This is a genomic window from Cryptosporangium aurantiacum (assembly GCF_900143005.1).
In the GTDB taxonomy this organism is placed as follows: domain Bacteria; phylum Actinomycetota; class Actinomycetes; order Mycobacteriales; family Cryptosporangiaceae; genus Cryptosporangium; species Cryptosporangium aurantiacum.
The window spans coordinates 1,427,900-1,448,343 of sequence record NZ_FRCS01000001.1; the positions used below are offsets into that span (position 1 = coordinate 1,427,900).

At 73.3% G+C, this 20,444-nt stretch carries 18 protein-coding genes; 10 read left to right on the plus strand and 8 right to left on the minus strand.

The genetic code is table 11. From position 1 onward, the window contains the following. Positions 1 to 128: 128 nt before the first annotated feature. Entirely contained in the window at positions 129 to 977 is an 849-nt protein-coding gene (locus tag BUB75_RS06300; protein ID WP_073252303.1) for an aldo/keto reductase, read from the plus strand. Next, positions 977 to 1,933 (plus strand): heme-dependent oxidative N-demethylase family protein, encoded by a 957-nt coding sequence (locus tag BUB75_RS06305; protein WP_073252304.1) that lies wholly within the window; start codon positions 977 to 979, stop codon positions 1,931 to 1,933. Before BUB75_RS06300 ends, BUB75_RS06305 begins: the two co-directional genes overlap by 1 nt. Here the strand turns inward: BUB75_RS06305 and BUB75_RS06310 are convergent. Then, a complete protein-coding gene (locus BUB75_RS06310; RefSeq protein WP_073252306.1) occupies positions 1,913 to 2,926 on the minus strand; it encodes a LacI family DNA-binding transcriptional regulator in 1,014 nt (337 codons plus the stop codon). The two genes, BUB75_RS06305 and BUB75_RS06310, sit on opposite strands and share 21 nt — an antisense overlap. A 33-nt stretch (positions 2,927 to 2,959) precedes the next feature. After that, on the minus strand, positions 2,960 to 4,201 hold the full coding sequence (locus tag BUB75_RS06315; protein WP_073252308.1) for an MFS transporter: 1,242 nt from the start codon (positions 4,199 to 4,201) through the stop codon (positions 2,960 to 2,962). 124 nt (positions 4,202 to 4,325) lie between these two features. On the opposite strand from BUB75_RS06315, the gene BUB75_RS06320 reads away from it, so the two are divergent. Together BUB75_RS06320 and BUB75_RS06325 are read left to right on the plus strand one after the other, a co-directional pair. Then, entirely contained in the window at positions 4,326 to 5,132 is an 807-nt protein-coding gene (locus BUB75_RS06320) for a helix-turn-helix transcriptional regulator (protein ID WP_073252310.1), read from the plus strand. A gap of 11 nt (positions 5,133 to 5,143) precedes the next feature. Further along, positions 5,144 to 5,866 carry an SDR family oxidoreductase gene (locus tag BUB75_RS06325; protein WP_073252312.1) on the plus strand — a complete coding sequence of 241 codons (723 nt, stop codon included), beginning with the start codon at positions 5,144 to 5,146 and terminating at the stop codon, positions 5,864 to 5,866. Between the two features lie 7 nt (positions 5,867 to 5,873). Here the strand turns inward: BUB75_RS06325 and BUB75_RS06330 are convergent, their stop codons facing one another. Further along, positions 5,874 to 6,353, minus strand: a complete 480-nt coding sequence (locus tag BUB75_RS06330) for a pyridoxamine 5'-phosphate oxidase family protein (protein ID WP_073252891.1) — start codon at positions 6,351 to 6,353, stop codon at positions 5,874 to 5,876. A gap of 87 nt (positions 6,354 to 6,440) precedes the next feature. After that, complete coding sequence (locus BUB75_RS06335) at positions 6,441 to 7,076, minus strand: hypothetical protein (protein ID WP_143175040.1); 636 nt, start codon at positions 7,074 to 7,076, stop codon at positions 6,441 to 6,443. Positions 7,077 to 7,192: 116 nt separating this feature from the next. Between BUB75_RS06335 and BUB75_RS06340 the strand changes: the two genes are divergently transcribed. The 5 genes from BUB75_RS06340 to BUB75_RS06360 all read left to right on the plus strand — a co-directional run bounded on the left by BUB75_RS06340 (position 7,193) and on the right by BUB75_RS06360 (position 11,993). Then, positions 7,193 to 8,704 (plus strand): GntP family permease, encoded by a 1,512-nt coding sequence (locus BUB75_RS06340; RefSeq protein ID WP_073252316.1) that lies wholly within the window; start codon positions 7,193 to 7,195, stop codon positions 8,702 to 8,704. 12 nt (positions 8,705 to 8,716) lie between these two features. Next, entirely contained in the window at positions 8,717 to 9,613 is an 897-nt protein-coding gene (locus BUB75_RS06345) for an MSMEG_6728 family protein (protein ID WP_281248294.1), read from the plus strand. 9 nt (positions 9,614 to 9,622) lie between these two features. Continuing rightward, positions 9,623 to 10,159 (plus strand): VldE C-terminal domain-containing protein, encoded by a 537-nt coding sequence (locus BUB75_RS06350; protein WP_073252320.1) that lies wholly within the window; start codon positions 9,623 to 9,625, stop codon positions 10,157 to 10,159. A 9-nt stretch (positions 10,160 to 10,168) separates the two neighbouring features. Then, a complete protein-coding gene (locus BUB75_RS06355) occupies positions 10,169 to 11,227 on the plus strand; it encodes an MBL fold metallo-hydrolase (RefSeq protein ID WP_073252322.1) in 1,059 nt (352 codons plus the stop codon). A gap of 145 nt (positions 11,228 to 11,372) precedes the next feature. Then, complete coding sequence (locus BUB75_RS06360) at positions 11,373 to 11,993, plus strand: RlpA-like double-psi beta-barrel domain-containing protein (protein ID WP_073252324.1); 621 nt, start codon at positions 11,373 to 11,375, stop codon at positions 11,991 to 11,993. Here the strand turns inward: BUB75_RS06360 and BUB75_RS06365 are convergent. Then, positions 11,959 to 12,591 carry a hypothetical protein gene (locus BUB75_RS06365; protein WP_073252326.1) on the minus strand — a complete coding sequence of 211 codons (633 nt, stop codon included), beginning with the start codon at positions 12,589 to 12,591 and terminating at the stop codon, positions 11,959 to 11,961. The two genes, BUB75_RS06360 and BUB75_RS06365, sit on opposite strands and share 35 nt — an antisense overlap. Before the next feature lie 88 nt (positions 12,592 to 12,679). Here BUB75_RS06365 and BUB75_RS06370 point away from each other — a divergent pair, with 88 nt between their 5' ends. Continuing rightward, the gene (locus tag BUB75_RS06370) at positions 12,680 to 13,633 is read left to right on the plus strand and encodes a nucleoside hydrolase (RefSeq protein WP_073252328.1); all 954 of its coding nucleotides are present in this window, start codon (positions 12,680 to 12,682) and stop codon (positions 13,631 to 13,633) included. A gap of 171 nt (positions 13,634 to 13,804) precedes the next feature. Here BUB75_RS06370 and BUB75_RS06375 read toward each other — a convergent pair whose 3' ends face one another. From BUB75_RS06375 to BUB75_RS06385, 3 genes are all read right to left on the minus strand, one after another. After that, complete coding sequence (locus BUB75_RS06375; protein WP_073252330.1) at positions 13,805 to 15,373, minus strand: FAD-dependent monooxygenase; 1,569 nt, start codon at positions 15,371 to 15,373, stop codon at positions 13,805 to 13,807. A 109-nt stretch (positions 15,374 to 15,482) separates the two neighbouring features. Further along, positions 15,483 to 18,257, minus strand: a complete 2,775-nt coding sequence (locus BUB75_RS06380) for an ATP-binding protein (protein WP_073252332.1) — start codon at positions 18,255 to 18,257, stop codon at positions 15,483 to 15,485. Positions 18,258 to 18,358: 101 nt separating this feature from the next. Beyond that, on the minus strand, positions 18,359 to 20,329 hold the full coding sequence (locus BUB75_RS06385; protein WP_073252334.1) for an anthranilate synthase family protein: 1,971 nt from the start codon (positions 20,327 to 20,329) through the stop codon (positions 18,359 to 18,361). Positions 20,330 to 20,444: the final 115 nt, after the last annotated feature.

Below are 20,444 nucleotides of genomic sequence, written 5' to 3' on the forward strand. Positions count from 1 at the left end.
TGCCCGGGACAACGCCGGGTAAACCTCGATCCGGGCGGGCGGTGCAGTCACATGACACATGGCCGGTCTCCGGCGCCGGGCGTAGGTTCGATTCAGGTCGTACCGCGAGTCGAAGGAGCACCTGCCGCATGTCGGAGTCCACAGCCATCCACGCGAGTGCCGCCGGAACGATCGACGTGGGCGGCGATCTGACCGTCAACCGCCTCGGTTTTGGTGCCATGCGCATCACCGGCGCGGGCATCTGGGGCGACCCGCCGGACCGCGAGGTCGCGAAGGCCGTGCTGCGCCGCGCCGTCGAGCTCGGCGTCAACTTCGTCGACACCGCGGACTCGTACGGGCCGAACGTCAGCGAGGAGCTGATCGCCGAGGCGCTGTACCCCTACCCGGAGGACCTGGTCATCGCCACCAAGGGTGGTCTGACCCGCACCGGTCCCGGTGTCTGGCCGCGCAACGGGTCGCCCGAGCACCTGACCAAAGCACTGGACGGCAGCCTCAAGAGGCTGAAGCTGGAGCAGATCCCGCTCTACCAGTTCCACGCGCCGGACCCGGCCGTGCCGTTCGAGGAGTCCCTCGGCGCGCTGATCGAGGCCAAGGCGCAGGGCAAGATCCGGCACATCGGCCTCTCGAACGTCGACGAGACGCAGATCGCGATCGCCCAGGGCCTGACCCCGGTCGTGTCGGTGCAGAACCGCTACAACGTCGACGACCGGACGTCCGAGACGATCGTCGACCTCTCCGAGCAGGAGCAGCTGGTCTTCCTGCCGTGGGCGCCGATCAGCGCGGACAGCCCGGCGATCAAGGAAGCCGCGGTCAACCACGGCGCCACGCCGCGGCAGATCGTGCTGGCCTGGCTGCTCGCGCGGTCGCCGCAGATCCTCCCGATCCCGGGCACCGGATCGGTGGCGCACCTGGAGGAGAACATCGGCGCCGCGGGCATCACGCTGACCCCCGCCGAGGTCGCCGCGATCACCGGCTGATGGGCCTCTCCGGGTTCCCGTTCCCGTTCCGGGCCGACACGTTCCGGTACGGCACGAACGTGGAGCGGGCCCGGACGCCCGTGCACACGTCCGCCGGGTCGTGGGGCGCGCACGTCGTCGACATCGACGACGACTACCGCGCCGACCTCGCGGAGCGGGCCCGGATCCTGGAGCGGGATCCGGGCCGGCTGCGCGTGCTGCCGCACGCGCGCCCGGCCTGCTGGGACGCGGTGGTGACGGTCCTGCGTGACCTGGCCTCGTGTTATCCGGACGCGATGACGCTGACCAAGGTGGGGGACGCGTTCCGGTGGCGCAACCGGCTGCTCGGGGTCGACGTGACGTTCCGGGAGGGGGACGACGCTTCGCTGCCCGGCGGCCCGCTGGCGTTCCTCGGTAGCCAGATCCCGGACGACATCGTGCTGCTCGACCAGCGGGAGGGCGCGCTCTGGGCGGACGCCGCGTGCGTGACGTTCGCGGCCGGGTGGTCGGTGGGGTTCGACGTGGGCATGACGTTCACCGAGATCCACGGGCCGGTGCCGCGCGTCCACGCCGACGGGGTCGTGTCCCGCGCCGAGCGTTTCCTGATGCGCTTGCAGCCGGGGGAGGAGTACCGGCGGACGAACTGGTCGATGACCGTCGGCCGGTGCCTCGACACGTCGACCGAGGCGCAACCGTCGTGGGGGCCGGCGCGGGCCGCGGCCGGTGCGCTGTCCGGGGACGAACTCGCCGAGGTTCTGCACCTGCGGGTCGAGGTGCAGCACCTGATCCGGCTGGGGTACTCCGGCGCGGTGCTGTTCCTGATCCGGACGTATCTGGCCTCGCTCGCGGAACTGGCCGCGGTCCCGGAATGGCGCCGGCGGTTCGGGCGCGTGCTCGCGGAACTCCCCGAGGACATGGCGTCGTACAAGGGGCTCTCCCCGTTCCGCGCCGAGGCGTCACGCTGGCTTCTCGGCTAGGTGGGCCCCGGTGGTGCCGCGGATGACGAGATGGGGCGGGATGACCAGCTCGCGCGGTGTCACGGTCTCGCCCTCGATGCGGTCGACCGCCCGGGTGATCGCCAGCGTCGTCATCGCGGCGGTGTCCTGCGCGATCGTCGTCAGGTCCAGGTAGGTCAGCCGCGCCAGCCGGCTGTCGTCGTAACCGACCACGCTGACGTCGCCGGGGACGCTCAGGCCGGCGCGCCGGAGCGCGTCCAGGACGCCGGTCGCCGCGAGGTCGTTGAACACCGTGATCGCGGTCGGCGGGTCGGTGAGCAGCGGCGCCGTTGCGGTGGCGCCGTCTTCGCCGGTGGGGCCGCCGGGCACCACCCGGATCTCGGCGTCCAGACCGTGGTGGCGCATCGCGTCGCGGTAGCCGCGGCGGCGCTCCGCGGTGCCCGGTGTGCGTCCGCCGTCGATGTGGACGATCCGCCGGTGGCCGAGCGAGACCAGGTGGTCGACGGCCTGGTGCAGGCCCTCGCAGTCGGCGTTCCGGACGACGTCCACCGCGCGGTGCCGGACGTCCCGGCCGAGCGCGACCACCGGCATCCGGGACGCCAGCGTGGCCAGCTCGGACGTCGGGGACTGCGGGCCCAGGATGAGCAGCGCCTCGCACCGGTCCTGGAGCAGGCCGCCGATCGCGGTCCGTTCGTCGCGGCGGGGCGTGACCGCGCTGAGCGCCAGCTCGTACCGGAGCTTCTCGGCCGCCTCGTAGAGGCCGGTGACCAGGTCACCGTGGAACGCGTGCTGGACGCCGAACACGACGCCGAGCAGCCGGCTCCGTCCGCTGCGGAGCAGCCTCGCGCGGCTGTCCGGGTGGTAGCCGAGGCGGTCGGCGACCTCGAGGACGCGGCGGCGCGTCGCCTCGCTGGCACCCGGAGCGTCGCGCATGACGATCGACGCCAGCGCGGTCGAGACCCCGGCCTGCGCGGCGACGTCCGCGAGGGTCGGCCGGCGTTCGCCTGTCCGCATCCGCGTAGCGTACTGAGCCCCACGGACGTGGGACTACGCCACCGGGGCCGGAACGGCGGTCGGCTCGCTCTTGTCCGTGGGCCGTCGGGCGTCGAGGCGGAAGCTGAGGACGGCGAGGGTGAGGCCCGCCAGCGCGAGGCCCGCGCCGACCCACGCCGGGGACGTGTACCCGAAGCCCCACGCGATCACCAGCCCGCCGAGCGCGGCGCCGAGGCTGTTCGCGACGTTCGTCGCCGACTGGTTGATCGCCGCGCCCATCAGCTGCGCCCGCGGCGCCACCGCGATCAGCCGCGCCTGCAGTGTCGGCGCGTTCACCAGGCACGCCGCCCCGACCGCGAACGCCGTGACGAACAGCCCCACCGGGTACCGCGCGACGAGCGCGAACAGCGCCGCGGTCACCACGACGGCACCGAGCCCGAGCAGGATGCTGCGGCGCAGGTTCCGGTCACCGAGCGCGCCACCGACCAGGTTGCCGACGGTCATGCCGAGGCCGATCGTCGCGAGCACCCACGGCACCGCCGACGGCGACAGCCCGGCGACGTGCACGGTGATCGGCGCGATGTAGCTGTAGACCGCGAAGAACCCGGCGAACCCGATCGACGCGACGGCGGCGGCCATCCAGACCTGCGGCGTGCGGAACGCCTCCAGCTCCCGCCGGGGCGAGCCGCCCGGCGCGGCGGCGATCGGCGGCACGGTGGCCAGCACGGCCAGCAGCGTCAGCACGAACATGCCCGCGATCGCCAGGTACGCCCACCGCCAGCTGGTGGCCTGGCCCAGACCGGTGATCAGCGGAACGCCGAAGATGTTCGCCGCGGTCAGCCCGGACAGCACCGCCGCGAAACCCTTCGCCTGGCTCCCGGGTCCGATCAGCGCGGCGGCGACCATGCCCGCCGCGCCGAAGTACGCCCCGTGCGGTAGTGCCGCGACGAAGCGCGCGAGCAGGACCAGCGGGAACGTCGGCGCGACCGCGGACGCCACGGTGCCGGCCGCGAACAGCGCCAGCAGGCCGAGGACGAGTTTCTTGCGCGCCATCCGCGCGGTGAGGGCGGCGATCACCGGGGCGCCGACGACCACCCCGAGCGCGTAGGCGGTGATCGTCCACCCGGTGGTGGCGACCGCGTCCGACGTCGAGTGGGCGTATCGGTCGGGGAGCAGGCCCTGCGCCATCTCGGGCAGCAGGCCCATCGCGACGAACTCGGTCAGGCCGACCGCGAACCCGCCGAGCGCCAGCGACAGGACGGCGGCGTTCCGCCGTCCGCGGGACACAGCTTCCACTTCGACCCTCCGGTACGTGTTCGGTCTGCGCACCGGTGCGCGAGTCATCGAGACGCGCTGCTCAGCGTATAGGCCATTGTCTAGAACGTTCTAGTGAGCTAACTCACCGGGTGACAATGGGCCGGTGATCGTGCAGATCCACTCCGCGTTCGCCGACCCGGGCGAGGGCCGCTGCTCGGCGACCATGAGCGCGGCCGCGCCGTGGTTGCGCCGGTACGTCGTCGGCTACGGCGGCTACCGGGCTCTCGGCCCCGGCCCGCTGCGCCGCCGGATGTTCCCGATGACGCTGACGACCGTCCTCCTCGACGCCGACCCGGCGGCCCGCCTGGTGACCGGGCCGCGCGGCACCGGCGGGCTGCACGACGGCCCGGCCTGGCGCGACGGCGTCTCGGTGGGGCTGACCCCGGCGGGCGTGCGGACGCTCCTCGGCCCGGAGGCCGGGGTGCTCGCCGACGAGGTGGTGCCGCTGGACGCGGTCGGCGGGCCACGCGCCACGCGGCTGGCCGACCGGATCGCGGAGCTGCCGGACTGGCCGTCCCGGGTGGCGGCGCTGGACGCGGAGTTCAGCGCCCGGCTGCGCGCCGCGCGTACCGGACCCGCGCGGATCGTCGACCGGGCCTGGCACCGGCTGCAGGATCCGGCCGGTCGCGCGCCGGTCGGGACGCTCGCCGCCGAGCTCGGCGTCAGCCGCCGTTACCTGGAGCTGGAGTTCCGGCGCCGGATCGGGCTGTCGCCGAAGACCGTCGCGCGGGTGGCCCGGCTGCAGCGGGCGGTCGGGGCGCTGGCCGGTCCGGACGCGACGCTCGGCGCGGCCACCGCGGCCGGGTACGCCGACCAGTCGCACCTGAGCCGGGAGACCCGCGCGCTGCTCGGCGTCACACCGGGGGAGCTGTTCGCATTCGTCCAAGACACCCTGCGGGCCGCTGGTTAGCGTCCCCGGGCATGACGCTTTCCGGGAAGACTGCGGTGGTGACCGGCGGCTCGCGGGGTATCGGCCGAGCGATCGTCGAAGAACTCGTCGGACGCGGTGCGCAGGTCGTGTTCTCCTACCAGGCGAACAAGGCCGCGGCCGACGAGCTGGTCGAGGCGCTGGGCGACGCCGTCCGTGCGGTGCCCGCCGACCAGGCCGACCTGGACACCCTCGACGCGCTGTTCGCGCCGGTCGCGGACGGTTTCGACATCCTGGTGAACAACGCGGCGATCAACCCGGGCGCGGCGATCGCGGACCTCACCCCGGTGGAGTTCGACCGCGTGCTCACGGTCAACACCAAGTGGCCGCTGTTCGCGATGCAGCGCGCGGCGACGCTGCTGCGCGACCAGGGCCGGATCGTGAGCGTCTCGACGCTGAACACCGTCATCCCCGCGCCCGGCCACAGCCTCTACTGCGCGAGCAAGGGTGCGCTGGAGCAGCTCACCGCGGTCGCCGCGCGGGAACTCGGGCCGCGCGGCATCACGGTCAACACGGTGTCGCCGGGCACGACCGACACCGACCTGTTCCGCGACACGAACCCGCCCGGAGCAGCCGAGCAGACCGCGGCGTTCACCGCGCTGGGCCGGATCGGGCAGCCGGTCGACGTCGCGCGGGTCGTCGCCTGGCTGGCCGGCCCCGACGCGGGATGGGTGACCGGCCAGAACATCCGCGCGACGGGCGGTCTGCTCGTCTGATGCCTGGTCAGCCGCCGTTGAGGCCGGCGATCTTGCGGTGGTCCCAGGACGCGATCTTGGACGGCGTCAGCTTCACCCAGCCGTGCCGGCCGTCGTGGTACATGTTGCCCTCGCCCTCGAAGTACTTCGCGGCGAACAGCCGCTCAGCGGCCTCGAGCTCGGCGATCGACTCCGCGCCGGTGCGCGGCGCCTCGCCGACCTGCTCCAGCGTGCCGCGCAGCTCGACGCCGTGCAGCTCGAAGAAGTCGTGCCCGGCGTCCACGACGACCGCCACCCGGGGGTCGCGGAGGATGTCGGTCCACCGCTGGCTCTTGACGATCGAGTAGAGCCAGAGCGACGTCCCGTCCCAGACGAACCAGAGCGGGGACACGTGGGGCGCGCCCGAGGACGTGAGCGTGGCGACCCGGCAGGTGCGGCTCTCGGTGAGGAACGCGTCCAGTTCCTCCTTCGACAACGCGATCCGACGTCCCCGCTTCTGCGTGTTCAGCACGTTCCCGTCGACCACAGTGCCTCCTCGATCCGGGTCGCCTTCTGTTTACCGGACGGCTAGTGCGTACGTCGCCCGACCCGGAAATTAGAGGCCGTAGCACGGGCCGACGCCGCTTCCGAGCCGACGGTCGGGCGCGCCGGTATCCGGGTCGAGCCGGACGTCGATCGTCGTCCCGTCGCCGCGCTCGACCCGCACGGTCGTCGGGTCGGCCCAGGAGACGTGCGCGAGGCCCTCGTCGGGGTTGTCGCCGTCGAGGCAGCCGAGCACGTGCTCCCGGCTGTTCAGGCCGTCATGCGAGCGGATCCGCAGCAGCCAGGTCGGTCCCTGGAACTTCGCGGCCGCCGACACGGTCAGCGTGAAGCGCTCGTCCGGTGACCGGTACTCCACCGTCCGCCGATCGGCGCTCGGCTCGGCGTCCGCGGAAAGCGGGATGCTCAACCAGACGCCGCACGCCAGGACCAGCGCGGCGGCTCCGGCCGCCGCGGTGCGGACGAACACGTTCCGCACGCCGAGCACCACCGCCGCGAGCAGGACGACCACCGCGGTGGCGGCGAGCCAGAACGGGTGCTCGTAGACCCGGTTGACGACCGCGAAGCCACCCGGGTTGAGCGGGAACTCGCCGCCCCAGAAGACCACCGGGAATGCCTGGAGTGCGGCGATCCAGAGCACCACGGCCAACACCGAGAGTGCGATCACCGGGATCCGTCGAGCCGCTGTCACGCCCCACACTGAACTTGGTCGATGCAACTCGGGGGAGCGAGTGTGGCTGAAGTTCGCGCGTGGTGGGTAAGCGACGGTCGCGGGCGCTGCGGCCCGCTACCGACCGGGAGACGCCCATGCACGTTGCGACCGTCCTCGCCGCCGACGCACCGGACCCCGCCAGCTCCGATGCGCGGCTGATCATCGCCGCGCTCATCGGCGTCGCGGCGATCATCGTCCTGATCACCTGGGTCAAGTTGCACCCGTTCGTCGCGCTCACCGTCGGCGCGATCGGGCTGGGGCTGGGCGCCGGGCTACCCGCACTCGACACCGCGGAGAGCTTCAGCAGCGGCTTCGGCGCCACGATGGCCTCGGTCGGTCTGCTGATCGGCCTCGGCGCGATGTTCGGGAAGTTGCTCGCCGACTCCGGGGGCGCCGACCAGATCGTCGACACGATCATCGGACGCGCGCGCCCGGCCGCCCTGCCGTGGCTGATGGCGCTGGTCGGCGCGATCATCGGCCTGCCGATGTTCTTCGAGATCGGTGTGGTGCTACTGATCCCGGTGATCATCCTGGTGGCCCGCCGGTCGGGGCTGCCGCTGTTCCGGATCGCGGTCCCGACGCTGGCCGGCCTCTCGGTGATGCACGGCCTGGTGCCGCCGCACCCCGGCCCACTGGTCGCGGTCGACGCGCTGGACGCGAACCTCGGACTGACGCTCGCCCTGGGCATCCTGGTCGCGGTCCCGACCGTGATCATCTCCGGTCCGGTCTTCAGCCGGTGGGCGGCGCGCTGGGTCGACGTCCCGGTGCCGGATCTGTTCACCACGGACCAAGACCGCCCCGCCGACGGGTCCGCCGGCCGCACGGCGGGACGTGCCGGGCACGACGTCGAGGACGCGGCGGACGCCTCGTCCGGGACGGACGACTACCGCGGGGCCGCCGTCGCCACCGCGGAACGGCCGATCGTCGAGACGCGGCAGCGGCCGAGCTTCGGCGTCACGCTCGGCTGCATCCTGCTGCCGGTCGTCCTCATGCTGGCCAAGGCCATCGCGGACGTCGTCGCGCCGGACGCGGAGACGCCGCTGCACGACGCGATCGACTTCGTCGGGACACCGCTGATCGCGCTGACGATCGCGCTGCTGGTCGGCATCGTCGCGCTGGGCCGCGGCGGCGGGATGGACCGCGGCGCGATCGCGTCGTCGCTGGGCGACTCGCTGCCGCCGATCGCCGGGATCCTGCTGATCGTCGGCGCCGGCGGTGGCCTCAAGCAGGTGCTGATCGACACCGGCCTGGCGCAGATCATCGCGGACGCCGTCGAGGGCAGCGCGTTGCCGGTGCTGCTGCTCGCGTGGATCGTCGCGGTGCTGATCCGGGTCGCGACCGGCTCGGCGACGGTGGCCACGGTCACCGCGTCGGGCATCCTGGCGCCGGTCGCCGCCGATCTGCCGAACACGCACGTGTCGCTGATGGTGTTGGCGATCGGAGCGGGTTCACTGTTCCTGTCGCACGTCAACGACGCCGGTTTCTGGATGATCAAGGAGTACATGGGTACGACGGTCGGCGAGACCTTGAAGACGTGGACCGTGATGGAGTGCCTCATCTCGGTCTGCGGCCTGATCGGTGTCCTGCTGCTGAGCCTGGTGATCTAACTGCAAACCTTCCTGCCGGTCGCCGACTTCGCCGAGAGCGCCGCACTGCTCGACGCTCCGCGGCTGGGCAAACAGCGGGTCGAGACGCTCCAGGTGCTGCGCGCGCTGGAACTGCCGGACTACGGCTGGGCCAACCACCCGGTGACGACGATGTGGCGCGGCCGCACCGCCGGGCTGGTCGTCTACGGGCTGGCGATGGTGCGCGGCTGGCGCGAGCGGGGTTTCGCCGACACGACAGCGACGCAGATCGCCGAGTTCGCCCCGGACGCCGCCGGGCTGACGCAGGCCGAGGCCGCCGACGCCGGGCTGCTGCCGAGTTGGGTGGGCGACGAGGCGGTGCACCGGTCGCACCGGTCGAACCTGCGTGCGAAGGACCCGGCGTACTACGGCCCGCTGTTCCCGGACACCCCGGACGGCCTGCCGTACGTCTGGCCACCAGCGGACGACGTACCACCGCCCGTCCCGCCGGACGGGGTCCCGGTGTGGATCGTGCGCCCGCCGGGCCCGCTCGAGCTCGGCACGGCGCTCGCCCAGGGCGTCGTCGGGCTGGGCACGGATTCTGGCGTTCCGGTCGACGCGACCGGGCTCGACCCGGTCGAGCTCCGTGGGCTCGCCCGCGAGCTGTCCGGACGTCGTCCGGCGAAGGCCCTGCGGCAACTGTCCGCGTTTCTGGACGACGTGAAGCCGGGTGACCTGCTCGGCGTGCCGCTGGAGCAGGGAGCCGGGCTGCTGCTCGGGGAGTTCGTCGGCGACTACTTCTTCGTACCGGGCGAGCCGCTTCCGCACCGCCGCCCGGCGCGGTTCACCCACGTCGTGGCGCGCGCCGCCGCCCGGCCGCCGGCGTCGCTGCAGGATCCCCGGACGCTGTTCCGCGTGGTCCTCGACCCCGCGGAGGCACGCCCGATTTAACATATTCGAGTGAAATGTCGGTTCGTCGCGTTTCTGCTCGGCACGGGACTTGCGGTCCCGAGTGCGCCCCATCCGTACGTCGACGGCCCGGCGGGTTGTGTCTTCCCGGACCCGGTGCGAGCCGTCGGATGCGTGACCGCGCCGACCGACTGGTTGGTGGGCCAGGTACGGCACCGGCTCGGCGAGGTTCCGGGGGCGTGCTGGGACGCCCACGCGTGGAACCCGCGCAGCGACCACCCGCACGGCCGGGCCTGCGACTACACGATCGGACAGATCGGCGTGTTCCCGACCGAGACCCAGGTGGCGCGCGGCTGGCGGCTGGCCCGGTGGCTGCGGACGCACGCCCGCGCGCTGCACGTCCACTACGTGATCTTCCACGGCCGGATCTGGTCCTGGGAGCACGACGCCGAGGGCTGGCGCCGCTACGACGGCGGTGGCGCGTACGACCCGGCGGACGTCACCGGCGGCCACTTCGACCACGTCCACGTCTCCACGGTGGACAAGCCACCCGCGGTGCTCTTCCCGGCCGCCGCCGCGCGGGCCTAGATTCGGGGCATGTGCGTTGAGCCCGGGGATGCCGCCGCGCGCGAGGCCGCCGCTCCGCGTCCGGCCGAAGGACCGGCCGTCGACCCGATCACGGTGCCCCCGGTGGACGAGGTCGCGGTCACCACGCTGATCGACAACACGTTCGACGCGCTGCTGGGCTCGCGGGACGGCGTCGAACGGCCGCCGCTGGGCATCGGTTCGGTCGAAGCACCGCTGTTCGAGGGCGGCCGGACCAGCGCCGGCCTCCGCGCCGAACACGGGTTCTCGGCGCTGGTGACCGTGCGGCGCGGCGACACGACGTCGACGCTGCTGTTCGACACCGGCTCCTCGCCGGACGGCATGGCGACGAACGTCGAACGGCTCGGGATCGACGTCGGCGACCTGCACGGCGTCGTCCTGAGCCACGGTCACTTCGACCACTCGGGTGGGTTCAGTGGGCTCGCCCGGCTGCGCGGACGACGCGGGCTGCCGCTCACCGTGCACCCGAACGTCTGGAGCCGTCGGCGGATCGCCCCACCCGGGGCGAACCCGGTCGAACTGCCGACGCTGTCGGCCGGTGCGCTGCGCCGGGAAGGCTTCGACGTGATCGAGCGGCGGGAGCCGTCGCTGCTGGTCGACGGCGCGATCCTGATCACCGGCGAGGTCGACCGGGTCACCGAGTTCGAGCGGGGCATGCCGCCGCCGCACCAGGCCTGGGACGGCTCGGCCTGGCGCCACGACCCGACGGTCATCGACGACCAGGCGCTGGTGGTCAACGTCCGGGGGCGGGGCCTGGTTCTCGTCACCGGGTGCGGTCACGCGGGCATCGTCAACATCGCGCGGCACGCCATGCGGCTCACCGGCATCGATCGGGTGGACGCGCTGATCGGCGGTTTCCACCTGAGCGGCGCGGCGTTCGAGCCGATCATTCCGCCGACGGTCGAGGCGCTCACCGCGCTCGCACCCTCGCTGCTCGTCCCCGGTCACTGCACGGGGTGGCGCGCTCAGCAGGCCCTCGCCGGCACGCTGCCGGACGCGTGGGTGCAGAGCAGTTCCGGGACGACGTACCGGCTGCGGTCCGCCGCCTGAACCTTAAGAGCTTCCAGGATTCGAACCGACTGGTCTGGACCGGCCGTACCTCGCTATCGAAAGCGTTAGCGATCGTGGGCCGAAGGGTTGTGTCGTGCGGAATCGGAAGTCGAGTTGGCGGCGGACTGCTGCGATCGGGGCGGGCATGGCGCTGGTGTTCGGGGGCGCCACCGCGGTGAGTATCGGGGTGAGCTCGGCGGGCGAGAGCCCTGCCGTGCAGAGCGCGGCACCCCGCGAGGATTGCGGCGGGCTGGACACCGCGCTGCGCAACAACCTGAACTTCATCGCTGACCAGCAGCGGAACCCGGACGCGCTGTCGGAGGCGCGGATCGCGAACCGGCAGGCGGTCGTCGACCTGATCCAGCAGCGCCGCGCGGTCGCGGGCTGCACGGAGGACGTCGTCGCCGATCCGGTGGCCGGCGAGACCGCCGCGCCCGCCCCGCCGGCCACGGCCCCGACGACAGCCCCGCCCACCACGGCCGCACCCGCGGCCCCGGCGGAAGGCACCGGCGACGGCGAGGTCGTCTGCGCGGGCAGCACCGTGACGCTCTCCGGCGAGGAGGGCGGCGCTCCGGCCGCGTCGAGCGGTGACTTCCCGGTCGGCACCCGGTTGCGCGTCACGAACCTCGACAACAACAAGTCGATCACCGTCGAGGTCACCGGGCCGTCCGGGAGCTGCGTGCTGCTCAACAACGCGGCGTTCGAGCAGGTCCGGGAGCCCGGCAAGTTCCTCATCCGCCGTGCCGTGATCGAGCGGGTGGGCTGAGCTCCACGGTCGTCGTGACCCGCACCAGCGACGGGGCGCGCGGCGTCGACCCGAAGCCGAACCGCACCGGTGGTTCGACCGGGGCGAGCGTGCCGAGGTCGGCCCCGTCGAGGTGCGCGGTCACGGCGACGATCGGGTGCAGGTCACGGGCGCCGTACCACTCGTGGCGCCCGTTGCCCGCGCTGCCGTGGGTCCGGACGCCCGGCAGCGCCACCCGGGCGAGCACGTCGACCAGGCGCACCCAGGCCGGCGCACCGGCCAGCCGAGACGGCACCGCCCGCAGCAGTAGTCCGAGCGGGCTACGCGTCCCGGTCGAGAACGCGTACTCCAGCCCGCCCGCGGTGACGGTCCAGCGGGCGGCGGTCCGCCGGACGTCCACCGGTACCACCCGCACCGCGTCGAACCGGTACGTCGCCGCGACGAACTCGGCCAGCTCGGACGACGTCGCCAGCAGCGTGCGATGACCGGCGGCGTCCTCGACCATCACGTCGCTGACCGGCCCGAAGGGTGAGGCCGGCCAGTGGCCCAGCACCAACCGGGTCCCGCTGGTCGTCCCCACGCCCGCGATCCACCCGTCGAAACGCAGCCGTTCCCCCATGGGCCCAGCCTCCTGCCCCGCGACGTCGTCCGCATCTCGGGATGCCTACGATCCGACACGCACGAATCCGCCACCACTAGGGGAGCACATGGGCCGCCCGGTCTACCTGGACTGCGACACCGGCATCGACGACTCGCTCGCGATCGCCTACCTGATGGCCCACCCGGATGTCGACCTGGTCGGCGTCGGCACCAGTTTCGGCAACATCGACGCGCACCGCGCCGCGCGCAACACGCTCGACCTGCTGGCGCTCGGCGGTCACGACCACGTCCCGGTGGCGATCGGGGCGGAGAAGCCGCTGTCCGGTGCCTGGAACGGCGGCCCGGCCCACATCCACGGCGCGAACGGCGTCGGCGACGTCGAGCTGCCGCGGGCCGGCCGTGAGCCGCAGACCGACGAGTCGGCCGCCGACCTGCTCGTGCGGATGGCGCACGAACACGAGGGTGAGCTCCGCGTCCTCGCGATCGGGCCACTGACGAACCTGGCGCGAGCGCTGGACGTCGAGACCGCGCTGCCCTACCTCGTCGAGAGCGTCGTCGTGATGGGTGGCGCGGCCCGGGTGCCCGGCAACGTCACGCCGGTGGCCGAGGCCAACATCTTCAACGACCCGGACGCCGCCGACCGCGTGCTGTCCGCCGACTGGCCGCTCACGCTCATCCCGCTGGACGTGACGATGGAGCACCTGATCGAGGAGTCCGACCGGGCGACGCTGCTCGCCGCCGACGAACCGCTGCCCCGGGCGCTCGGCCAGATGCTCGACGTCTACTACGAGTTCTACGTCGCCACGTACGGCCGTCGCTGCGCGCCGCTTCACGATCCGCTCGCCGCGGCGGTCGCCGCCGTCGGGGCCACCCCCGTGATGGCCCCGACGGTGCAGGTCGTCGTCGACGCGACCGATGGACCCGGCCGTGGCCAGACCATCTGTGACCTGCGTGGCGAGCGCGTGGGCTACCCGGTACAGCCCACGGCCCGCGTTCGGCTGGTGCTGACGCTCGACGCCCCGTTCGGCCCCCACCTCATCGAGCGACTCACCAGCGCTTGATCCGGTATCTCGCGGCCGACCTCGACCAGACACGCCTGGTCGAGGCCGGCCCGGCCGGAAGACAGCGCACCCCTCCAACACTGTTCCGGCCAATTCGACCCGGTCCACTTGTCACTACCTGTTCCCGCGGGGTCGAGCCTGCCGTGACCGGCGCGGCTGCGCATGACGTGATCACGGGATTCCGTGCCCGCTCACCCGGTCGAGCACGGCGTTCCAGTCGGCGGGCGCGGTGTCCGCGCGCCAGGCGATGTGCTGATCCGGGCGGACGAGCACCAGGCTCCGATCCCAGCTGGCCCGCACCGACCGGTCGGAGACGACGAGGTGCGCCATCGGGATCCCACGCTGCCGCGCGGCGAGCACCAGCGGCCGCCCCGCCTCGTCGTCGGTGAGGTCGACCAGCGTGAATTGCGGGCCGAGCCGGTCGAACAGCTGGGTGCCGTCGTCCAGCCGCACGGCCGGCGCCCTCCCGCCCACGGCCTCCTTGTCCTCCTGCCAGATCACGGTCGAGGTGGCGTACCGGCTGCCGAGCGCCAGACCGAGCGCGTCGTCGGTCGGCTCGACCTCCTGGCGGAGCACGCCGGCCAGGTACTCGCGGGACGCGCCGGCCGCGGCCAGCCGCCCGAAGCGCCGTCGCGTCTCCAGCCGGCGGGCCACCAGCTCCCGGTCGATCAGCGCCCGCGGACGCCGCTCGTCCTCGTAGCTGTCGAGCAGGCCGGGCCCGCCCCAGCCGTTGACCACCGCGGCGAGCTTCCAGCCCAGGTCGACGGCGTCCCCGATGCTGGTCGCCGCGTTGTCGCCCGCCGGGTAGAACCGGTGCGCCGACTCGCCGACCAGGAACGCCCGTCCGAGCCGGTAGCGGCGAGCCACCGCCAGCGCGTCGTCCCACTGGGTCACGTCCAGGACCTCGACGGTCTCCAGCCGGCTACCCAGCTGCTGGCGCAGCAGCGCGACCGGATCGGCGGCGACCGGGTCACCGGGTGACATCCGCAGGTGCCCGACCCAGCGGTCGCCGTCCGGCCGGTACTCCAGCGTCAGGCTGCCGACGATGATCGTCGCCGGGTGGCGCTCTCCGAACCGGCGGCTCAGCTCCGGGCTGCGGAAGTACACGGAGCAGTGCTGGACCGGAGCGCTCAGCTCCGCCATCGGGACGTCGAGACACTGGCGGACCGTGCTCTGCGCGCCGTCGCACCCGGCCAGGTAGCGCGCCTCGATCGTGGTTCTGCCGGTGGCACCGGCGCTGCGGTCCAGCGCGGTGGCGACGATCCGGTCGGCCTCGATCCGCACGCCGGTGAACGTCCACCCCAGCCGCAGGTCGATCAGCGGGTGCTGCTCGACCGCGGTCCGCAGCTCGGCGGCGAGGCGCACCCCGGACACCCGCTGGGGCAGCTCCACCGGCGCGCTGCCGTCCTTCACGTCCGCGTAGCGTCCGCGCAGCTCGTCGAGGGACGGCACGGACGAGACCAGCACCGGTGGCTGGTCGAGACCCTGACTCCACTCCACCTCGTCGGGGACGTCGGGTCTCAGGCCCTGCGCCCGGATCGCGGCCGACAACCGCAGCCGGCGCAGCAGTTCCATGCTGCGGCCGTCCAGATAGTCCACGTCGGCGGACTGCGGTGGTGTGGCCGCGCGGTCCAGCACGATGCTCGGTACGCCGTGATGCGCCAGTTCCAGTGCGAGGATCGAGCCGACCGCGCCCGCTCCTACGACCAGCACCTGGGCTTCCGGCGCTGATGTGGCCATCGGACCTCCCCGTCGATCCCCCGTCGATGCCCGTGGCAGCACCGCCACGTGACGTCATGCTGAAGCGGGGCGACGACCGCCGCCATCACGTCTTTCCGTGATTGCTGTGTCAGCCCGGGTTGTTCGCCGCGCGGTTCACCTGCGCGGCGAGCGCGACACGGCCCTGGATCTCCAGCTTCGCGAAGATCTTGCGGAGGTGGCTGTCGACGGTGTGCGGTGACAGATGGAGCCGCTGCGCGACCTGGTGATTGGTCAGCCCTTCGGCGACCAGGAGCGCGACCCGGCGCTCGGCGGGGGAGAGCCGGTCGAGCGGTGATTCCGGTGCGCGGCCGGGGGTGGCCGGTCCACCCAGCGCCTCCTCCAGGCGACGCCGCGCGCGGTGCGCGCCGCCCGCGGTGGCCAGCGCGTGGGCTTCCCGGCGCCACTCCCGGGCCTGCCGCGCGTCGCCGGTGAGCGCGGCGGCGTCCTCCAGCGCGGTGGCCAGCACGAGGTGGCGCGGCGTCCGGCGGTAGTGGCCGATCGCGGCGCGCAGAGTCGTCAGGTCGCGGCGGAGCAGGCCGTCGGTATGGGCAGCGGCGCCGGCCAGCGCGGGCAGGCCGGGGTTGCGCCGGGCCAGGCCGTCGGCGGCGCGGACGACGACCTTCGCGCGGGCGGAGTCGCCCCCGTCCAGGGCGATCCGGAGCAGCGTCGTCGCGTTGCCGGGGTCCTGCCCGATCAGCATCGGCCGGGTCGGCAGCGCGTCGAAGATCCCGGTCAGCCGCCGCAGCGCCGGCTCCGCGCCCGCGGTGGCGTGCGCGAACACCCCCTCGGCCCAGTCGACGTCCTCGGGGGCCGCGGTGATCCCGGTGTCCATCAACTCGTGCATCCGCCGCAGGTAGTCCGCGGCCGCGGTCAGCTCGTCGCGGACGACGGCCAGCCGGGTCAGCATCGCGAGCAGCGGGACCGCCAGCTGGTGCGAGCCCAGCTGCGCGGCGACCGCGACCCCCGCGTCGGCCTCGGCGGCCGCCTCGTCGAGCTGGCCGCGTGCGGTCAGCAGCGCCGCGCCGTAGTAGTGCCAGAGCGGCGCCGACCAGCCGGTACCCAGCTGGACGGACTCCTGCCTGCCCCGTTCGAGCGCGCGGGCCGCGTCGTCGAAGCGGTCGAGCCCGGTGTAGGCGCTGGCCAGCCAGATCCGGGGGTGGCGCTGGAGCGCCTCGCCGCCGATCCGGTCGGCGGTCTCGGTGGCCTCCATCGCGTGCCCGTACGCCTCGTTCAGGTCGCCGACGGCCTGCGCGACCAGGCTGCGGGCCGTGCGTCCGAACACCGAGGCGCCGTACTCGCCGCAGGCGCGCCCGATCGCGTCGGCCAGCTCACCGGACCGGTCGGCGCCGTCCAGATCGTCGCTGTAGAACAGCGCGTGGGCGCGGATCGCGTACAGGCGCGCGGCCAGCGCGTCCGAGCCGGTGGCGTGCGCCAGGCCCTGCTCGGCGTAGTCGACCGCGGTCTGGTTCTTCCCAGCGTGCTTGAACGCCTCGGCGAGCCCGAGCAGCAGCAGCGCCTCGGTCTCCCGGTCCAGCCCGGCGCGCAGCGCGGTCCGGCCCAGCGCGTGCGCCTCGGGCAGCCGTCCGGCGGCAGCCAGCAGGCGGACGGCCTCGGCGACCAGCGGGTTGCGTCCGCTCCCGTGCTCACCGAGGACGGCGAGCGCGCGCAGGATCAGGTCGGCGGCGGTGCTCGGTGCGACGTCGGCGACGTCTCTGGCGGCGGTGTGCAGCAGCTCGACCGCTTCCCGGTTGCCGTCCGCCCCGCCCTGGACGAGATGCCCGGCGACCTCCATCGGCGGCCGGCCGTCGGCGCGCGCGATCGCGGCGGCCTCCCGGTGCAGCACGACCGCGATCGACTCGCCGATCGTGTTGTACACCGCGGCGCGGATGCGCTCGTGGACGAACGTGAGCGCGCGCCCCTCGTCGACCAGGATCGCCGCCACGGTGGCCTGCTCGACCAGCGGCACCACATCGGCGGCCCGCACACCGACCAGCCGGGCGACCTCGTCGACGCCGAACGGGCGGTCGAACACCGACGCGGCCTGCACCATCCGCCGGGCCTCCACCGGCAGCTGGTCGAGGACCTGGCGGATCATCGCGACAAAACTCGACGGCAGCGCGGTGCCGACGACCGAGGCGACGCCGTCGGTGACCACCACTTGGTCGGTCACCCGCAGCGACGTCATCAGCTGCGCTACCGGCAGCGGGATGCCGCCGAGGCTGCCGGCGAGCGCCGTGACCGTGCTGTCGACCTCGGCACCGAGTACCTGCGCGCAGAGCTCACCCACCGCGGCGTCGGTGAGGCCGCCGAGCGGCAGTTCCTCCGCGCCCTCCCGGATCAGCCAGTCCAGGACCTGCTGTCCGGGCGTGTCCGCCGGCTGCGGACGCCGGGCGAACAGCCACCGCACGGCCGACGACGTCAGCGCGGGCACCAGCTGCCGGATCGCGAGCGCGCTGACCTCGTCCGTCCAGTGTGCGTCGTCGATCGCGACGACCAGCGGCTGCTCGGCGGCCCGCGCTTCGAGCGTCGCGCGCAGCCGCTCCAGCGTTCCGTACGTGTGGCCGGACTCGTCCGGTAGCCAGGCGAAGGCGTCGGTCGGCGGGTCGCACTCCCGTAACGCGGACGCCAGCGTGATCAGCGGTACCGCGCGGTCCAGCTCGAACGCGCGCCGGGGTGCGACGGTCATCGACCGGTCGCGGGCGATCCGGACCGCGGCGCGCAGCAGGTGGGACTTGCCGATCCCCGGCGGTCCGCTCAGGACGAGACACCCGCCGGCGCCGTTCGCGGTATCGGTGAGGGCGCGCCGGATCAGGTCGAGCTCGCGGTCGCGGCCGACCGGGGGGAACGGGCGCACAGAGATCACCGAGGGGTTCGTCGTCCGGGTTCGCGGACGAATTGTTGTGGACGCCGTGGAGCGAACTGAACAGCCGTTCGGCCAGCTCGCGCCCGACAACTGGCGTCGACTCAATCGCCGACGGATGAGAGATTACCGGCCGGACGTCCGCTTGTTGCCCGTACCAACTCCTCGACGAGGGCCGGGCCGTGTTCGGTGAGGACCGATTCGACGTGGAACTGCACCGACCGCATCCTGGGCGCGACCAGTGCGTGGACGGCGCCGCTCACGGGGTCACGGAGCACGTGCACCGGCCGGCCGGTGACCGGGCAGCGCCGGGCGTCGACGTCACTCACCGCGACGAACGTGTTGTAGAAGCCGACTCGCTCGGGCCTGCCGTACCAGTCGAGCCACCGCTGCACGCCCTGCGCGGGCTGCGGTAGCCGCCGGATCTCCAGTCCGAGGGTGGCAGCCAGCACCTGGTGACCCAGGCAGACCGCGAGCAGGGGACGCCGGGCGGCCAGCAGCGTCCGGGTGATCGTGTGCAGGCGTGCGATCCGGGGCGTTCCGGTGTCGCGCGGATCGCCGGGCCCCGGTCCGACCAGCACCGGGTCGTCCGGCCCGAACCCGTCGAACAGGACGTCGTCCGGCGCGGTGGCCGGGCGGATCCGCACGTCGGCACCGAGCGAGCCGGCCACGGCCGCGAGCATCGCGGTGAAGTCGTCGCCCGCGTCGACGAGAAGAAGGCGCAGGCCCGCCGCTCCCCGACCGGCCCGACCGCTGCCCAGGCCGCGCCAGTATTCGGAGAGCCCGGCGTTCCGCGCCGCCAGCGCCGCCCGGATCCCTGGGTCCGCGAGGCGCGCGAGGCGCGCGGGGCGCGCCGGGCTCTCCGGGGCGGCGGCCGGGGCCGGGGCGGCGGCCGGGGCAGGGGTCGGGTCGTGCGGGGCCGGGCCTGTCGGGCCGTGGCCGAACGCGGTGGCGAGGGCCGTGGCCTTCGCCCGGGTCTCGGCGGCCTCGGCGGCCGGATCGGAGTGCCGGACGAGCGTCGCGCCGACGCCGATCGTCACCTCGCCGTCCGCGCGGACGTCCGCGGTCCGGATCAACAGCGCCGAGTCCAGGACGCGCCGCCCGGCGCGGCGTCCGAACAGCGCCAGCGCCCCGCCGTAGTACCCCCGGCCGGACCCCTCGTGGTCCGCGATCACCTCACAGGCGGCCGCCAGCGGGCTGCCGGTCACCGTCGGCGCGGGCAGCGTCTCGCGCAGCACCTCCCGCACGTCGCGGGTGGTCGGTCCCTCGATCGCGTACTCGGTGTGCGTGACCCGGGACATCGTGCGCAGCCACGGACCGCGCAGCCGGGGCGGCGGCGCGCAGATCCGGGACATCGTCTTGAGTTCCTCGTCGACGACCATGAACAGTTCTTCGGTCTCTTTACGATCGGCGAGAAACGCGTGTAATTCCCGCTCGTCCGGGCGCCCGGCGGAATGGCGGTACGTCCCGCTGATCGGGCTCATCGTCGCGATTCCGTCCGCGCATCGCACCTGACATTCCGGCGTCGCGCCGATCAGCGTCCGGCCGTTCCAGTGCACGAGAAACGTCCAGTACGCGCCCTGCTCGGCGTGGAGCAACCGCCGGAAAACCGCGACGGCCACGTGCGGTGACCAGTCCGGGATCCGGGTCCGGAACGCGCGCCGCAGCACAAAATTCGACCCGATCCCGCGTCCGACACACTCCGCGACGACGCGCCGGACGGCGTCCTCGTACTCGGCGTCGGACAGGTCGAACCCGCCGGGCTCCGGTGCGGCCGGCCGCGCGTCCCACGCGTCCAGCGCGTCGACCGGCAGCGTCGCGGACGCGCGGACGGTGAGCGCGACCAGCGGTTCCCCGTCGTCGACGGCCCGCAGTCCGCGTTCGGTGACCTGGCGGAACGGCACCACGGCCAACACGTCCGGCCCGACGTCGGGGAGGGGGATATCGGCGAGACGCGAGACGACCGTCGCCTCGCCGGTGATCAGCTCCAACCGGGCGGATCCGCTCAGCCGGAGCAGCGCGAAGGCCTCGCCGGTCCGGAGAACGCGCGCCAGATCGAGGGAATTGTTCGTCATCGATTTTCTCTCGGGTTGGTGAAATCCGTTTCGGACGGTGCCGGTTCGTGCCCGCCGATGGCAACTACTCGATCGGGTAGCCCTACTCGCAGGAGTAGTGGGGTCGGCGTCCGAA

Bases quoted from the DNA above. Each gene is read 5' to 3' on its own strand.
- BUB75_RS06365 (WP_073252326.1), bottom strand. From the start codon at position 12,591: ATGGGGGAACGGCTGCGTTTCGACGGGTGGATCGCGGGCGTGGGGACG.
- BUB75_RS06360 (WP_073252324.1), top strand. From the start codon at position 11,373: ATGGCGCTGGTGTTCGGGGGCGCCACCGCGGTGAGTATCGGGGTGAGC.
- BUB75_RS06310 (WP_073252306.1), bottom strand. From the start codon at position 2,926: ATGCGGACAGGCGAACGCCGGCCGACCCTCGCGGACGTCGCCGCGCAG.
- BUB75_RS06305 (WP_073252304.1), top strand. From the start codon at position 977: ATGGGCCTCTCCGGGTTCCCGTTCCCGTTCCGGGCCGACACGTTCCGG.
- BUB75_RS06355 (WP_073252322.1), top strand. From the start codon at position 10,169: ATGTGCGTTGAGCCCGGGGATGCCGCCGCGCGCGAGGCCGCCGCTCCG.
- BUB75_RS06325 (WP_073252312.1), top strand. From the start codon at position 5,144: ATGACGCTTTCCGGGAAGACTGCGGTGGTGACCGGCGGCTCGCGGGGT.
- BUB75_RS06340 (WP_073252316.1), top strand. From the start codon at position 7,193: ATGCACGTTGCGACCGTCCTCGCCGCCGACGCACCGGACCCCGCCAGC.
- BUB75_RS06370 (WP_073252328.1), top strand. From the start codon at position 12,680: ATGGGCCGCCCGGTCTACCTGGACTGCGACACCGGCATCGACGACTCG.
- BUB75_RS06385 (WP_073252334.1), bottom strand. From the start codon at position 20,329: ATGACGAACAATTCCCTCGATCTGGCGCGCGTTCTCCGGACCGGCGAG.
- BUB75_RS06375 (WP_073252330.1), bottom strand. From the start codon at position 15,373: ATGGCCACATCAGCGCCGGAAGCCCAGGTGCTGGTCGTAGGAGCGGGC.
- BUB75_RS06300 (WP_073252303.1), top strand. From the start codon at position 129: ATGTCGGAGTCCACAGCCATCCACGCGAGTGCCGCCGGAACGATCGAC.